General features: G+C 74.0%; 12 protein-coding genes. 9 read left to right on the top strand and 3 right to left on the bottom strand.

Annotated elements, in window-relative coordinates; all coding sequences use genetic code 11:
• Positions 1–40 precede the first annotated feature (40 nt).
• Positions 41–2,323 (top strand): hypothetical protein, encoded by a 2,283-nt coding sequence (locus R6Y94_RS16965; RefSeq protein ID WP_318396826.1) that lies wholly within the window; start codon positions 41–43, stop codon positions 2,321–2,323.
• A gap of 97 nt (positions 2,324–2,420) precedes the next feature.
• Here the strand turns inward: R6Y94_RS16965 and R6Y94_RS16960 are convergent, their stop codons facing one another.
• Both R6Y94_RS16960 and R6Y94_RS16955 read right to left on the bottom strand, forming a co-directional pair.
• Positions 2,421–3,584, bottom strand: a complete 1,164-nt coding sequence (locus R6Y94_RS16960; protein WP_318396825.1) for an NADH-quinone oxidoreductase subunit D — start codon at positions 3,582–3,584, stop codon at positions 2,421–2,423.
• Between the two features lie 87 nt (positions 3,585–3,671).
• Positions 3,672–4,748, bottom strand: a complete 1,077-nt coding sequence (locus tag R6Y94_RS16955; protein ID WP_318396824.1) for an SAM-dependent methyltransferase — start codon at positions 4,746–4,748, stop codon at positions 3,672–3,674.
• Between the two features lie 159 nt (positions 4,749–4,907).
• Here R6Y94_RS16955 and R6Y94_RS16950 point away from each other — a divergent pair, with 159 nt between their 5' ends.
• The 7 genes from R6Y94_RS16950 (at position 4,908) to R6Y94_RS16920 (ending at position 11,941) form a co-directional block, all read left to right on the top strand.
• On the top strand, positions 4,908–5,915 hold the full coding sequence (locus R6Y94_RS16950) for a DUF2520 domain-containing protein (protein WP_318396823.1): 1,008 nt from the start codon (positions 4,908–4,910) through the stop codon (positions 5,913–5,915).
• 22 nt (positions 5,916–5,937) lie between these two features.
• On the top strand, positions 5,938–6,798 hold the full coding sequence (panC, locus tag R6Y94_RS16945) for a pantoate--beta-alanine ligase (protein WP_318396822.1): 861 nt from the start codon (positions 5,938–5,940) through the stop codon (positions 6,796–6,798).
• A gap of 44 nt (positions 6,799–6,842) precedes the next feature.
• Entirely contained in the window at positions 6,843–7,268 is a 426-nt protein-coding gene (gene panD, locus R6Y94_RS16940) for an aspartate 1-decarboxylase (RefSeq protein WP_318396821.1), read from the top strand.
• Between the two features lie 192 nt (positions 7,269–7,460).
• Positions 7,461–8,366 carry a septum formation family protein gene (locus R6Y94_RS16935; protein WP_318396820.1) on the top strand — a complete coding sequence of 302 codons (906 nt, stop codon included), beginning with the start codon at positions 7,461–7,463 and terminating at the stop codon, positions 8,364–8,366.
• 191 nt (positions 8,367–8,557) lie between these two features.
• Positions 8,558–10,258, top strand: coding sequence for an L-aspartate oxidase (locus R6Y94_RS16930; RefSeq protein WP_318396819.1), 1,701 nt, complete (start codon positions 8,558–8,560; stop codon positions 10,256–10,258).
• Positions 10,255–11,142, top strand: coding sequence for a carboxylating nicotinate-nucleotide diphosphorylase (gene nadC / locus R6Y94_RS16925; RefSeq protein ID WP_318396955.1), 888 nt, complete (start codon positions 10,255–10,257; stop codon positions 11,140–11,142). The genes R6Y94_RS16930 and nadC overlap by 4 nt, the downstream gene beginning before the upstream one ends.
• Before the next feature lie 40 nt (positions 11,143–11,182).
• On the top strand, positions 11,183–11,941 hold the full coding sequence (locus R6Y94_RS16920; protein ID WP_318396818.1) for a type III pantothenate kinase: 759 nt from the start codon (positions 11,183–11,185) through the stop codon (positions 11,939–11,941).
• Positions 11,942–12,074: 133 nt separating this feature from the next.
• Here the strand turns inward: R6Y94_RS16920 and R6Y94_RS16915 are convergent, their stop codons facing one another.
• The gene (locus R6Y94_RS16915) at positions 12,075–12,821 is read right to left on the bottom strand and encodes a class I SAM-dependent methyltransferase (protein WP_318396817.1); all 747 of its coding nucleotides are present in this window, start codon (positions 12,819–12,821) and stop codon (positions 12,075–12,077) included.
• A 141-nt stretch (positions 12,822–12,962) separates the two neighbouring features.
• Here R6Y94_RS16915 and lysS point away from each other — a divergent pair, with 141 nt between their 5' ends.
• A complete protein-coding gene (gene lysS / locus R6Y94_RS16910) occupies positions 12,963–14,417 on the top strand; it encodes a lysine--tRNA ligase (protein WP_412102790.1) in 1,455 nt (484 codons plus the stop codon).
• Positions 14,418–14,490: the final 73 nt, after the last annotated feature.

The raw sequence follows: 14,490 nt of genomic DNA, 5'->3' as shown, positions 1-14,490 counted from the left end.
CCATTTCGGTCCCCGGTAAGTGTGGGTAGGCTCGACTGCCATGTCAGCCCGCGAGGCCCCTGAGGAAACCCGCCGTAGGCCGCTGCTGACCATCCTCTTCTGGGTCGGGGTGGGGCTGGCTCCGCTGGCCGCCCTGTTACTCCTGGTCGGACAGGGCAACGGGCCGCTCCGGATCGCGGCGGTGCTCGCCGTGCTGGCGGTCGTACTCATCGGACTGTCGATCACGTTGCGTGGCGACTCGGAGGGTGTCCGGCTGGACCTGGAGGAGACCCTCATCGAGGAACTCGACGACCTAAGGGGTGAGCTGCGCAACGACATTGCCACCGCCGCCCGGGCCACCCACAAGGCGTTCGGTGAGAAGCTGGAGGTCGTACGGGGCGACGTCGAAGCGTTGCGTGGCCAGCTCGACGCGGTCCGGGCCGGCGCGGCGGCGCCGGTCACCTCCGCTTCCGCCGCGCCGGCCGCCACGACCGGTCCGGTCGGTGCCGCGGCGGTGGTCGGCGGCGCGGCGGTGGTCGGCGGCGCGGCGGTGGTCGGCGGCGCGGCGGTGGTCGGCGGCGTGCCCGCCGGACGGGCGTCGGCCGAGCCGGGCCAGAGCGGCTGGGCACCAGCCACGGATCCGGGCCGGGCCGCCCGGGGGCCGGAGGAGCCGGCCCCGGCGGGCTGGGCGCCGCCGGGCGGACCGGTTCGGGACGGCTCCGGCTCCCGCCCGGACGGGCCACGCCGGGCTGGCGGGGGCGCGGCCCCGGCGCACGCTTCGGCTCCGGCGCACGCTGCGGACCAGGGCGACACCGGCGAATTCCACGGCCGGTCCGGCGGCGCCTACCAGGGCGGCAGCTACCAGGCGAGCGGCCATTCCGACGGCGGCCGGGCCGGGGCGGGCCGGGGACGGTACGGCCGTGACGACGGTACAGCGGGTGAGCCCGGGCAGTACGGCCACTCGTGGGCGCAGGGCGCCCGGCCGCATCGGGGCGGGCCGGCGGGAATGCCGGGCAGTCCCGGAGGCGTGTCCGGGCCACCGCTCGGCCGGGGCATCGTCCGGCACACCGAGACCGTGCAGGTGACCACCCGGCAGACCATCGTCGGCGGCCACGAGGACGACGACCACGGCGCCGGTTACGGCGGCGGGACGTACGGCAGCGGGACCTACGGCGGCGGCGTCTACGGCGGCGCCCATTCGGGCGGCTACGGCAACGGCACCTACGGCGCCGGTGGCCAGGCCGGCGGCACCTACGGCGCCGGTGGCCAGGCCGGCGGCACCTACGGCGGCGGGGGTACGTACGGCGGGGGCGGCTACGGCGGTGCCGAGGAGCGGGCTGGCGGTCCGGGCCGGGGCCCCGATGAGCGCCGGTCCGCTGGCGGTTACGGCGGTGACGAGCGTGGCGCAGGCGGTTACGGCGGTGGCGACGAGCGTGGCGCAGGCGGCTACGGCGGGGAGCGCCGTGGCCCCGGCGGCGACGGTGGGACCGGTCACGGCGGCGACGACGGGGCTGGTTACGGCCGCGGCGACGATCGTGCCGGCTACGGCGGTGGTGAGCGTCGCGGTTACGGAGCCGGCGACCAGGGCGGGGGCCACGGCGGCGGTACGTACGGCGGTGGCAGCTACGGGGGCGGCGGTCGCGAGCGGGACGGGCGCGACGAGGACCTGGCCGACCCGCAGGCGGCGCGGGGTCGGCGGTCCGCCGAGCCCGCCGACGAGGGGCGGGACGCCCGGTCCGGCGGCGGCTGGCGTGGCCGCGCGGCCGACCCGGAGCCGGAGACCGGCGACCCGGCCGACGACTCGTACTGGGCCGAGCTGCGGGCCGGCGACCGCTGGGCCTCGGTACGCAGCGACGACCGGGGCCGGGAGGTCCGGATGGGCGAACGGCGGGCGTCGATGCGGTCCGACGAGTCGGGTACGGAACTCCGGGTCGAGGACCGCTGGGCGGAGATGCGCCGGGAGGAGCCGAGGCCGGACGAGGGCCGGCGGGCCGGCCGCCAGTGGTCGGAGTCCCGGAGCGACGACCGGCGGTCCGACGGTCAGTACGACTCCGGCGGTTGGTCCGGCGGCGACGCTGCCCGACGCGGCGGTGGCGGCGACCCGGGCGACGGCCGGGACTGGGAGCCGTCCGGCGGTGCTCCGGCGCTGCCCGCCGGAGGTGTGGACCCGGCCTCCGTCTGGGGTCCGCCCCGGCAGGAGCCGGAGCCGGAGCCGGCCCGGCGGGGGCGGCGGCACCGGGAGGACGAGGAGTACGGCTACCCGCCGCTGGACGAGTCGCCCCGGGCCGGCGGCACCCGGCGGTCGGAGTACGGCGGCTACCCCGCCGACGGCGACTGGCGCTGACCACCGGCCCCGCGCCACCCTGTCCGGGCCTATCCGTTCGCGCCACCGATCCGCGGTCGGTTGTCCGCGGCTACTCGTCGGCAGGCACCTGGCGGCGCTATTTGTCGATGTCCCCGACGACGAAGAACATCGAGCCGAGGATCGCGATCAGGTCCGGCACCAGGCAGCCGGGGAGCAGCGTGGCCAGGGCCTGGACGTTGGCGTACGAGGCGGTGCGCAGCTTCATCCGCCACGGGGTCTTGTCGCCCCGGGACACCAGGTAGTAGCCGTTGATCCCGAGCGGGTTCTCGGTCCAGGCGTAGGTGTGCCCCTCCGGGGCCTTCACCACCTTGGGCAGCCGCACGTTCACCGGACCGCTGATCCGGTCGACCTGGTCCAGGCAGCGTTCCGCGAGGTCGAGTGAGACGTACACCTGGTCGAGCAGGACCTCGAACCGGGAGTGGCAGTCACCGGCGCTCCGGGTGACCACCGGCACCTCCAGCGACCCGTACGCCAGGTACGGCTCGTCGCGGCGCAGGTCGAGGTCGAGTCCGGAGGCCCGGGCGACCGGGCCGGAGGCGCCGTACGCGGCCGCGTCGGCGGCGGAGAGCACCCCGACCCCGACGGTACGGGCCAGGAAGATGTCGTTGCGCCGGATCAGGTTGTCCAGGTCCGGCAGGCGGCGGCGTACCTCGCCGATCGCCGCCCGGGCCCGCCGGGTCCAGCCGGCCGGCACCTCCTCCTTGAGCCCGCCGACCCGGTTGAACATGTAGTGCATCCGGCCGCCGGAGACCTCCTCCATCACCGCCTGGAGGGTCTCGCGTTCCCGGAACGCGTAGAACATCGGGGTGATGGCGCCGATCTCCAGCGGATAGGAGCCGAGGAACATCAGATGGTTGAGCACCCGGTTCAGCTCGGCCAGGGCGGTACGCAGCCAGACGGCCCGCTCCGGCACCTCCATCCCCATCATCCGCTCGACCGCGAGCACCACGCCGAGTTCGTTGGAGAACGCCGACAGCCAGTCGTGCCGGTTGGCGAGCACGATGATCTGCCGGTAGTCGCGTACCTCGAAGAGCTTCTCCGCGCCCCGGTGCATGTAGCCGACGATCGGCTCGCAGGAGATCACCCGCTCGCCGTCGAGCACCAGCTTGAGCCGGAGTACGCCGTGGGTCGACGGATGCTGCGGCCCGATGTTCAGCACCATGTCGGCGGTGTCGAGACCCGCCCCGGTGCCGACGGTCAGCTCCCGCAGCGCCCCGGTGTCGGCAGTCATGCCCGCCATCGTGCCACGATCCGCCCGGCCGCATCGCCGGCCGAGTCGACGGGGTTCCGTGACCGGCCGTCCTGCACGGCGACCGCAGCTACGCGGTCATCTCGCGGTCCGCCCGGGTGCCGGTCCAGCGGGTTCTGGGCTGAGCCATCCGGACGGTCCCGGATCGACGCCGACCGGTTGGAGCAGCCACCAGTGGCCGCCGAGGCCGGCCGGATCGGTCAGTTCGGCCGCCGTGGAGGCCCGGGCGAGCGCCCGGACGTAACCCGTCGGGTCGGTCGAGGCCAGCGCCAGCGCGGGTCGCCGCCCGTCGGCCCCGAGCGCGTGCAGTGCCGTGTGCTGCTCGACCAGGGTGTACGGCCGGCCGGCCCGCGCCGTACCGGCCGCCGCCACCGAGTCCATCGCGACGTGCGCGGTCAGGTCGCAGCTCCCGTCCGGTACCGGGTGCACCTGCCGGCCACTCCGGAACCCGGTCAGCGTGCCGTGCGGCGGGCGGGTGTCCCGCAGGTGTCCGTAGTCGACGGCGAGGGCCAGCCCCCGGTGCAGACTGCCGACCGCCTCGGCCCAGGCGACGTCCCGGGGCAGCCCGATCTCCACCCGGCCCGGCAACGGCAGGTCCGGCTCGACCCGGCCCGGCAGCGCCGGGTCCGGCGGGGTCGGCCACCAGCGGGCCAGCCACGCGGTCTCGGCCGCGTCGAGCGGGCCACCGGGCGACTCCGTACCGGTGCCGGGGTCGACGAGTACCCGTCGCCAGCCGGCCGGGCCGGGTTCCGCGACGTCCAGCGGTACGTTGTCCAGCCACTCGGTCGCGAGCAGCAGCCCGACGACCCGCTCCGGCAGGTCCGAGCGCCAACCGATCGTCTCCGGCAGCGAGTCCGGGCGAGCGGCCAGCTCGACCGCGGTCAGCCGGAGCCGGGCAGCGAGTTCCGGCGGGGCGAGCCGGGCCAGCGTGCCGAGCAGTTCACCCCGGCCGGCGCCGACGTCGACCACCTGCAGCGGGTCCGGCCGGCCCAGCGCGGCGTCGAGCCGGTCCAGCAGCCGCAGCAGGGCGCCGCCGAGCACCGGTACGGCGTGCGTGCTGGTCCGGAAGTGCGCGGCCGGCCCGGCACCGCTGACGAAGAACCCGTGGTCACCGTAGAGCGCGGTGGTCATCGCAGCTCGCCATCCGATCGGCACCGGCCCAGGTTATGTGGCGCAGATCCCCCGGGTTCACCCGACGTGCGGCGGCTGTCACCGGCAAGGGTGTTGGTTTTCACAACCCGTTGGCCCCGAACTGGCCGGCCGGCGCATAATTGCGATCGACCGGTACCACTTATCGAGGACTGGATCACCGCTATGAGCGCTTCCGCGCGCCCGCGTACCGCCGCCTCCGGCGGGTCGGCCCGGCCGACGGCCGCCGCACCGAGCCGTGACCGTGCCGGCCAGGGCCAGGGCCAGTCGCATCCTTCGTTCCCCCGCCAGCTCACCGTCGGCGTGATCGGTGCCGGTCGGGTCGGCGCCGTGCTCGGTGCAGCGCTGGGCCGTGCCGGGCACCGGGTGGTCGCCGCCGCCGGGGTCTCGACCGCCGCCCGGGACCGGATCGACCGGCTGCTGCCGGGCACCGCCGTACGCCCCGCCGACGAGGTGGCCCGGGCCGCCGCCGACCTGCTGCTGGTCGCCGTACCGGACGACGCGCTGGCGCCGGTGATCGCCGGGCTGGCTTCGACCGGCGCGCTCCGGTCGGGGCAGGTGGTGGCGCACACCTCCGGCGCGCACGGGCTCGACGTGCTCGCCCCGGTCGTCGCGGTCGGGGCGTACCCGCTGGCCCTGCACCCGGCGATGACCTTCACCGGTACCGCCGAGGACCTGCACCGGCTGGCCGGCATCTCGTACGGGGTGACCGTCCCGGAGTCGCTGCGTCCGTTCGCTGTCCGGCTCGTCGCCGACCTCGGCGGGGTACCCGAGTGGGTGGCCGAACCGGACCGCCCGCTCTACCATGCCGCTCTCGCGCACGGGGCGAACCATCTCGTCACGCTGGTCAACGAGGCGGCGGACCTGCTCCGCGCCGCCGGGGTGGCCCAGCCGGAGAAGGTGCTCGGTCCGCTGCTCCGGGCCGCCCTGGACAACTCGCTGCGACTCGGCGACGCGGCGCTGACCGGGCCGGTGTCCCGGGGTGACGCCGGTACGATCGCCCGGCACCTGGACCGGCTGACCGCCACCGCCCCGGAGTCGGTGCCCGGTTACCTCGCACTGGCCCGCCGCACCGCCGACCGGGCGATCGCGGCCGGTCGGCTCCGTCCGGCCGACGCCGAGTTCCTGCTGGGCGTGCTGGCCGACCGGTACCGGAAGGTCGCCGCCGCGTGACCGGGGGAGTGGGAGAGCCGAGATGACCACGGTGTTGCGTACCCGGGCGGAGTTGGCGGCCACCCTGGGTCCCCTGCCCGGGAAGCTGGCGGTGGTGATGACCATGGGCGCCCTGCACTCCGGGCACGAGGCACTGCTGCGGGCGGCCCGGGAGCGGGCCGACACCGTACTGGCGACGATCTTCGTGAACCCGCTCCAGTTCGGCCCGAACGAGGACTTCGACCGGTACCCCCGGACCTTCGAGGCCGACGTGGCGCTCTGCCGGGCGGCCGGGGTCCGGTACGTCTTCGCCCCGTCCCGCGAGGAGTTGTATCCGGACGGCGAGCCGATGGTCAGGGTCGATCCGGGCAGCCTCGGCGAGGAGTTGGAGGGCGCCAGCCGCCCCGGCTTCTTCACCGGGGTGCTGACCGTGGTGGCGAAGCTGCTCAACCTGCTCCGGCCGGACGTCGCGTTCTTCGGCGAGAAGGACTACCAGCAGCTCACCCTGGTCCGCCGGATGGTCCGTGACCTGGAGTTGGACGTGGAGATCGTCGGCGTGCCGACCGTACGCGAGCCGGACGGGCTGGCGCTGTCCAGCCGCAACCGCTACCTCTCCGCCGAGGAGCGGACCTCGGCGCTGCGGCTGTCGGCGGCACTGCGGGCCGGCAGCGACGCCGCCGGGGCAGGTCGGGGTGCCGACGGTGCGCTCGCCGCCGCCTACCGCGCCTTCGGCGAGGGTACGACCGGCGCCAAGCTGGACTACCTGGTGCTGACCGCCCCGGACCTGGGCCCGGCACCGGCCGCCGGATCGGCCCGGATGCTGGTGGCCGCCTGGGTCGGCTCCACCCGACTGATCGACAACATGCCGGTCGACCTGGCCCCGGTTTCCACGCCGGGCGGCTGAGCCGCCGACCGCCCGAGAACCCTGCGCTAGGGAGGATGTACCCGATGCTCCGCACCATGCTCAAGTCGAAGATCCACCGGGCCACGGTGACCCAGGCGGACCTGCACTACGTCGGTTCGGTGACCGTCGACGCCGATCTGCTGGACGCCGCCGACCTGCTCCCCGGCGAGCAGGTCGCGATCGTGGACGTGACGAACGGGGCGCGGCTGGAGACGTACGTGATCGTGGGTGAGCGTGGCAGCGGCGTGATCGGCATCAACGGCGCCGCTGCGCACCTGGTGCACCCCGGCGACCTGGTCATCCTGATCTCGTACGGCCAGATGGACGACGCCGAGGCGCGGGCGTACCAGCCGCGGATCGTGCACGTCGACGCGGAGAACCGGATCCTCGACCTGGGCGCCGACCCGGCGGGCGCGGTACCCGGGATGGTCGGCGACCCGGTCCGGGGTGACCTCGTCGCCGCCGGCTGATAACGGCGGGCGACCGGTCGCTGGCCTGTCTACCGCCGGCGCGTCTACCGCCGGCGCGTCTACCGCCGGCGCGTCTACCGCCGGTCCTCCCCGGAGCGACCCGCCGGAGGGATGATCTCGCCGTCCGGATGACCCCGCCGGTTAACGTAGGGTGCAGCCATCCGGACCGATGGTCGCCCTGGGGAGGACGCGATGCGCCGTTGGACGAGCGCCCTGGCGCTGGCCGGGGCAGTGCTGCTCGGCGTCGCCGGCTGCGCGCCTCCGGGCGGCACGGACGGCGACCTCACCAACGCCTGGGCTCCGGTCGGCGAGCCGACGGTCTTCACCCCGGCGGCCGAGACCTGCCATTCGGCGGACTTCTCCGAGACGGTCTACCTGTCGTCGTACGTGCCGGTGGACTGCACCACCAACCATCGGCTGGAGACCGTGCACGTGGGCACGTTCGCCGGGGCGGCGGGCGAGGCGGAGAAGCCGCCGGCACCCGGCTCGCCCCAGTTCACCACCGCGTACGCCGAGTGCGACAGCCGGGCGCGCGGCTTCCTCGGCGCGGACTGGCGTACCGGCCGGCTCTGGCTCGGGGTGGCGGTGCCCTCGCCGAAGGGCTGGACGGCCGGGGCCCGGTGGTTCCGCTGCGACATGACCGAACTGTCCAACGTGGAGGAGAACGGTGAAGCGGTCAGCCGGACGGCGAGCCTGAAGGGCGTGTTGCGCGAGGCCGGACCGCTGCGGCTGGGCTGCTACGCCACCACCCTGACCCGGACCGAGACCATCGACCGGATGCCCCCGGTGGAGTGCTCGGCCCGGCACAACACCGAGTTCGCCGGGGTGTTTCGGGCACCGGCGACCTTGAAGTACCCGACGGCGGAGCGCGACTGGCAGCCCTTCTACGACGGCTGCTACACCGTCGCCGCCCGGTTCGTCGGGGTGTCGCAGAGCACGATCCGGTTCCGTACCGGCGTCGTGACGCTGCCCGGCGGGCGGGACGACTGGACGTCGGGCAACCGGGGTGTCCGGTGTTACCTGTGGGTCTCGGACGGCAAGTTCACCCGCTCGCTGAAGGGCGCCGGCGCCGCCGGCCTGCCGATCCGGACCGGCTGATCCCGGTCGATCAACCCGCCTGACCCGCACCGGCACGGCCGGGCACCCCGGTCGATCGGAGTGCGCCGTCCCGGCCGCCCGGCCGCCCGCTCTGGAGCGGACGGCCCTTACGTCCGGATCGGGGAGCGTCGTAGGCCACTTCTCCCGGCCCCGGGCCGCCCGACCCCACCGGTACGCGGTTGACTGGAGTGATGCAGTTTCCGACCGTCGACCTGCCGGTGGTACCCCGGCTGCTGGCCGCCCCGGCACCCGGCTGGGTGGAGACGACCGACGTGATCGTGATCGGGTCGGGCATCGCCGGGCTCACCGCCGCACTGCACCTGCGCGAGGCGGGACTGCACGTGACCGTGGTGACCAAGGTCAACATTGACGACGGCTCCACCCGGTGGGCCCAGGGCGGCATCGCGGCCGTACTCGATCCGCTGGACACCCCGGCCGCGCACGCCTCCGACACCGAGCTGGCCGGGGTCGGGCTCTGCGACCCGGCGGCGGTCCGGGTACTGGTGGAGGAGGGGCCGACCCGGCTGCGGGAGCTGATCCGGGCCGGCGCCGAGTTCGACCGCAACCCCGACGGCTCGCTGATGCTGACCAGGGAGGGCGGGCACCGGGCGGACCGGATCGTGCACGCCGGTGGCGACGCGACCGGGGCCGAGGTGCAGCGGGCGCTGCACGCGGCGGTCGGTCGGGACCCCTGGATTCGGCTGGTGGAGCACGCTCTCGTCCTCGACCTGCTCCGGGCCCCGGACGGCGGCTGGGCCGGTCCCGGCCGGGCCTGCGGGATCACCCTGCACGTGCTCGGCGAGGGCAGCGAGGACGGGGTCGGTGCGATCCTGGCCCGGGCGGTGGTGCTGGCCACCGGCGGGATGGGGCAGGTCTTCGCCGCCACCACCAATCCGGCGGTCTCCACCGGGGACGGTGTCGCGCTGGCGATGCGGGCCGGTGCCGCCGTGACCGACCTGGAGTTCGTCCAGTTCCATCCGACCGCGCTGATGGCGCCGGCCGTACCCGGGAACGGCGGCGCCCCGGCCCGGGCCGCACAGCAGCCGCTGGTCTCCGAGGCGCTGCGCGGCGAGGGGGCGCACCTGGTCGACGCGGACGGCAAGCGGTTCATGGTCGGCCAGCACGAGCTGGCCGAGCTGGCGCCCCGGGACGTGGTGGCCAAGGGGATCCACCGGGTACTGCTGGCCACCGGTACCGACCACGTCTTCCTGGACGCCCGGCACCTCGGCGCGGAGTTCCTGGCCCGGCGCTTCCCCACCATCGTCGCCTCCTGCCGCTCGGCCGGGATCGACCCGGCCGAGCAGCCGATCCCGGTCGCCCCGGCCGCGCACTACGCCTCCGGCGGGGTACGCACCGACCTGCACGGCCGCACCTCCATCCCCGGCCTGTACGCCTGCGGCGAGGTCGCCTGCACCGGCGTGCACGGCGCCAACCGGCTGGCCAGCAACTCGCTGCTGGAAGGGCTGGTCTTCGCCCGCCGGATCGCCCAGGACATCGCCCGGGACCTGCCGGCACAGGCCGAGCCGGCTCCGACCGGGGCGTGGCGGGGCGGCGAGGGCGCGACGGTCGATCCGGCAGTGCGGGAGCACCTGGCCCGGGCGATGACCCGGGGTGCCGGGGTGCTCCGTTCCGCCGACTCGCTCCGGGCGACCGCCGCCGAGCTGGGCACCCTCGGTGCGACCCGGGGTGCGCCGCGTACCGCGAGCTGGGAGGCGACCAACCTGGTCACGGTGGCCGCGGCGCTGGTCGGCGCGGCGTACGCCCGGCAGGAGACCCGGGGCTGCCATTGGCGCGAGGATCACTCGGAATCACGCGACGATTGGCTCGGGCACCTGGTCGGGTCGATCGGTCCGGCGGGCAACCTGCAACAGGACTGGGAGGCACTGTGCTGACGGACTCGACCACGTGGGCGCTGCGCTCCGCCGGACTCGACCCGGCGGAGGTGGAACGCATCGCCCGGGCGGCGCTGGACGAGGACCTGGGGCCGGAGCGGCTGGACGTGACGAGTGTGGCCACCATTCCGGACGACCAGGTCGACACCGCCGACGTGGTGGCCCGGGCCGACGGGGTGGTGGCCGGGCTGGCCGTGGCGGCGGCCGTCTTCGAGCTGGCCGCCGGCCCGGCCGTACGGGTGCTGCCGGTGGCCACCGACGGTGCCGAGGTCGCCCGGGGGGACGTGCTGGCCACGGTGACCGGGCCGACCCGGGGACTGCTCACCGCCGAGCGGACCGCGCTGAACCTGCTCTGCCGGATGTCCGGGGTGGCGACACACACCCGGGCCTGGGTGGCGGCGCTGGGCGGCAGCAAGGCGACCGTGCTGGACACCCGGAAGACCACTCCGGGGCTGCGCCCGCTGGAGAAGTACGCGGTCCGGGCCGGTGGCGGCGCCAACAAGCGCCTCGGGCTGTACGACGTGGCGATGATCAAGGACAACCACAAGCTGGCGGCCGGCGGCATCGCCGCGGCGTACCGGCGGGTGCGGGAGGCGTTCCCGGCGGTGCCGATCCAGGTCGAGGTGACCACGGTCGCCGAGGCGCTGGAGGCGGTGGAGGCCGGTGCCGACTTCCTGCTCTGTGACAACATGTCCCCGGCGCTGCTGACCGAGGTGGTCGCGGCGGTGGGCGACCGCGCCGAGCTGGAGGCGACCGGCGGGCTGACCCTGGAGACCGCAGCCGAGTACGCGGCCACCGGTGTCGACTACCTCTCGGTTGGGGCGCTGACGCATTCCTCGCCTATCTTGGACATCGCACTGGACCTCCGCTCGCGCGCCGCGTAGCGGCGGGACGCGCCACGACTCGGGGTTCGGGACTGACGACATGCTGCTCTGTATCGACATCGGCAACACCAACACCGTGCTGGCGACCTTCGAGGGCGAGAAGCTGGTGCACTCCTGGCGGATCAAGACCGATGCCCGGTCCACCGCCGACGAGCTGGGTCTGAAGCTGCGCGGCCTGCTGGCCGGGGACGCGGTGGAGATCACCGGGGTGGCCGCCTGCTCGACCGTGCCGGCCGCGCTGCGCTCGCTGCGTACGATGCTGGCCCGCTACTACGCCGACATCCCCAACCTGGTCGTCGAGCCGGGGGTGAAGACCGGGGTGCAGTTGGCGATCGACAACCCGAAGGAGGTCGGCGCCGACCGGGTGGTCAACACCCTGGCGGCGTACACCCTCTACGGCGGGCCGTCGATCGTGGTCGACTTCGGCACCACGACGAACTTCGACGTGATCAGCGGCCGGGGGGAGTTCCTCGGCGGCGCGTTCGCGCCCGGCATCGAGATCTCCTTCGACGCGCTGGCCGCCCGGGCGGCCCAGTTGCGCAAGGTCGAGCCGGCGGTACCCCGTTCGGTGATCGGAAAGAACACCGTGGAGTGCCTCCAGGCCGGGATGTACTTCGGCTTCGCCGGCCAGGTGGACCGGATCGTCGAACGGATGATCGGGGAGCTGGGCGAGGTGCGGGCGGTGATCGCCACCGGCGGGCTGGCGCCGCTGGTGATCGGCGAGTGCCGGACGATCACCCACCACGAGCCGATGATCACGCTGATCGGCCTGCGAATGGTCTACGACCGCAACCGCTGACACCCTCCGCGGCTCGGCCGCCGCCGGCCGGCCCGGCGGCCGGCGGGAGAGCCCAGCGTCCGGCGGCCCACGGGAGAGTCCAGCGTCCGCCGATTCCGGGAAGCACCCGGCGCCCGGGGAAGAGCCGGCCGGCTCAGCGCCGCCGGCCCCGGAAGACCAGCGTCCGGTACGGCAGCGCGAAGCTCTCCCGCCCGGCCAGCTCCGGATGGCCGGCGGTCAGCTTCCGGATGGCGGCCGCCACCTCCCGCTGCCGCTGCGGGCTGGCGGTGAGGTAGTGCGAGCGGGTGCTGATCATCCCGACCAGGCTCTCCGGGGTGAGCGTCACGCTGTGCCGGAACTCGTTCCGTTCGACCGGCGCGAACTCCCGGCCGTAGCCGTCGACGTCGGGTCCGTCGTCCCGGGCGCCGCGCCCGCCGAGCAGTTCGACGGTGATCGCGGTCAGTTCGGCCACCCAGGGCACCGACTCGTCCCGGTGGTTGAAGATCGCCGCGTACGTCCCGCCGGGGCGCAGCAGCCGGGCCCCCTCCGCGTGCGCCACCGGATGGTCGAACCAGTGGTACGCCTGCCCGGCGACGATCGCGTCCACCGATCCGTCCGGCAGCGGCACCCGTTCGGCCGAGCCGGCCCGGGCCACCGTGCCCGGAGTGGCGGTGTCGAGCCTGGCCCGCATCCCCGGGTCCGGCTCGACCGGCGTCACCCGGTAGCCGAGCCGCAGCAGTACCCGGGTGAGGATGCCGGTGCCGGCGCCGAGGTCCAGCACCTCGGCCGGGGCGGGACGGTCGACCGCCCACTCCACCGCCGGCTCCGGGTAGCTCGGCCGGTACCGGTCGTAGCTCTCGGCCGCGGCACCGAAGGAGAGGGCGTGGAACTGGTCGACCATGCCTGGAGGTTATCCAGTGCCCCGCCGCCGGCGCACTTGAGTACGCTCGGGGCCGAACTCCGCCGACAATTCCCGAGGAAGCATGCCGTGAGCCAGCAGATCCCGAACCCCACCGACCCCGTGGACGACCTTCCCGAGCAGATGCGGGTCCGTCGGGAGAAGCGGGACCGCATGCTCGCCGAGGGCGTCGAGCCGTACCCGGTGGGATATCCGCGTACCGCGACTCTCGCCGAGATCCGGGCCCGTTACGCGGACCTCCCGACCGACACCGCGAGCGGGGACGCCGCCGCCGTCACCGGCCGGGTGATCTTCGTACGCAACACCGGAAAGCTCTGTTTCGCCACCCTGCGGGACGGCGACGGCACCGAACTCCAGGCCATGCTCTCGCTCGACCGGGTCGGTCCGGATCGGCTCGACGCCTGGAAGCGGCTGGTCGACCTCGGCGACCACGTCGGGGTGACCGGTGAGGTGATTACCAGCCGGCGCGGGGAGCTTTCCGTGCTCGCAGATTCCTGGGAGCTGACCGCGAAGGCGCTCCGGCCGCTGCCGGTGGCGCACAAGCCACTTAGCGAGGAGGCCCGGGTCCGGCAGCGTTATGTCGATCTGATCGTGCGCCCCCGGGCCCGCGAGATGGTACGCACCAGGGCGGCGACGCTGCGTAGTCTGCGCGATTCGCTGCACGCCCGGAGTTTCATCGAAGTTGAAACCCCCATGCTGCAGCCGCTGCCGGGCGGGGCCACGGCCAGGCCATTCGTGACGCACAGCAATGCGTTAGACACGGATCTGTATCTGCGAATCGCCCCCGAGCTTTTTCTCAAGCGGGCGGCGGTCGGCGGCATCGACCGGGTCTTCGAGATCAACCGTAACTTCCGCAATGAGGGGGTCGACTCTTCGCACTCCCCGGAGTTCGCCATGCTCGAGGCGTACGAAGCGTACGGTGACTACGACACCATGGCGACCCTCACCCGTGACCTGGTGCAGGCCGCCGCGCTCGCCGCGGCCGGGTCGCATGTGGTGACGCACGCCGACGGCGCCGAGTTCGACCTCGGCGGCCAGTGGCCTTCGGTGACCCTCTACGGCACCCTTTCCGAGGCGCTCGGCGAGGAGGTCACCGTCCGCACCGGCATGGCCGACCTGCTGGGATACGCGGAAAAGGCCGGTCTCGCGGTCGACCCGAAGTGGGGCCCGGGCAAGCTCGCCGAGGAGCTTTTCGAGGAACTGGTCGTACCGACGTTGCGCCAGCCCACCTTCGTCCGGGACTACCCGGAAGAGACCAGCCCGCTGGTCCGGGCGCACCCCGACGAGCCGGGGCTCACCGCGAAATGGGACCTCTACGTGCTCGGTTTCGAGCTGGCCACCGGCTACACGGAGCTGGTCGACCCGGTGGTGCAGCGGGAGCGGTTGGTGGCCCAGGCCCAGCGCTCGGCCCGGGGCGACGACGAGGCCATGCGGCTCGACGAGGACTTCCTGCGGGCCATGGAGTACGGAATGCCGCCGCTCGGGGGCATGGGAATGGGAATCGACCGGCTGCTGATGGCCCTCACCGGCCTCGGAATTCGGGAAACCATCCTCTTCCCGATGGTCCGCCCGGAGTAGTTGCCGCCGAGCGGCTTGTCGCGTAGTTTCGCCGTCCTATTGACGGAGCAAGCATCTAACGGGCTATTGTGCT

It is taken from the genome of Plantactinospora sp. KLBMP9567 (assembly GCF_033446045.1).
Lineage (GTDB): Bacteria > Actinomycetota > Actinomycetes > Mycobacteriales > Micromonosporaceae > Plantactinospora.
The sequence above is the reverse complement of the archived record's forward strand: the minus strand, read 5'-3'. Positions and strand labels throughout refer to the sequence as shown.

Excerpts from the sequence above, each read along its gene's own strand:
- R6Y94_RS16965 (WP_318396826.1), top strand. The coding sequence starts at position 41 with ATGTCAGCCCGCGAGGCCCCTGAGGAAACCCGCCGTAGGCCGCTGCTG.
- R6Y94_RS16960 (WP_318396825.1), bottom strand. The coding sequence starts at position 3,584 with ATGGCGGGCATGACTGCCGACACCGGGGCGCTGCGGGAGCTGACCGTC.
- R6Y94_RS16950 (WP_318396823.1), top strand. The coding sequence starts at position 4,908 with ATGAGCGCTTCCGCGCGCCCGCGTACCGCCGCCTCCGGCGGGTCGGCC.
- panC (WP_318396822.1), top strand. The coding sequence starts at position 5,938 with ATGACCACGGTGTTGCGTACCCGGGCGGAGTTGGCGGCCACCCTGGGT.
- panD (WP_318396821.1), top strand. The coding sequence starts at position 6,843 with ATGCTCCGCACCATGCTCAAGTCGAAGATCCACCGGGCCACGGTGACC.
- R6Y94_RS16935 (WP_318396820.1), top strand. The coding sequence starts at position 7,461 with ATGCGCCGTTGGACGAGCGCCCTGGCGCTGGCCGGGGCAGTGCTGCTC.
- R6Y94_RS16930 (WP_318396819.1), top strand. The coding sequence starts at position 8,558 with ATGCAGTTTCCGACCGTCGACCTGCCGGTGGTACCCCGGCTGCTGGCC.
- R6Y94_RS16920 (WP_318396818.1), top strand. The coding sequence starts at position 11,183 with ATGCTGCTCTGTATCGACATCGGCAACACCAACACCGTGCTGGCGACC.
- R6Y94_RS16915 (WP_318396817.1), bottom strand. The coding sequence starts at position 12,821 with ATGGTCGACCAGTTCCACGCCCTCTCCTTCGGTGCCGCGGCCGAGAGC.
- lysS (WP_412102790.1), top strand. The coding sequence starts at position 12,963 with ATGCGGGTCCGTCGGGAGAAGCGGGACCGCATGCTCGCCGAGGGCGTC.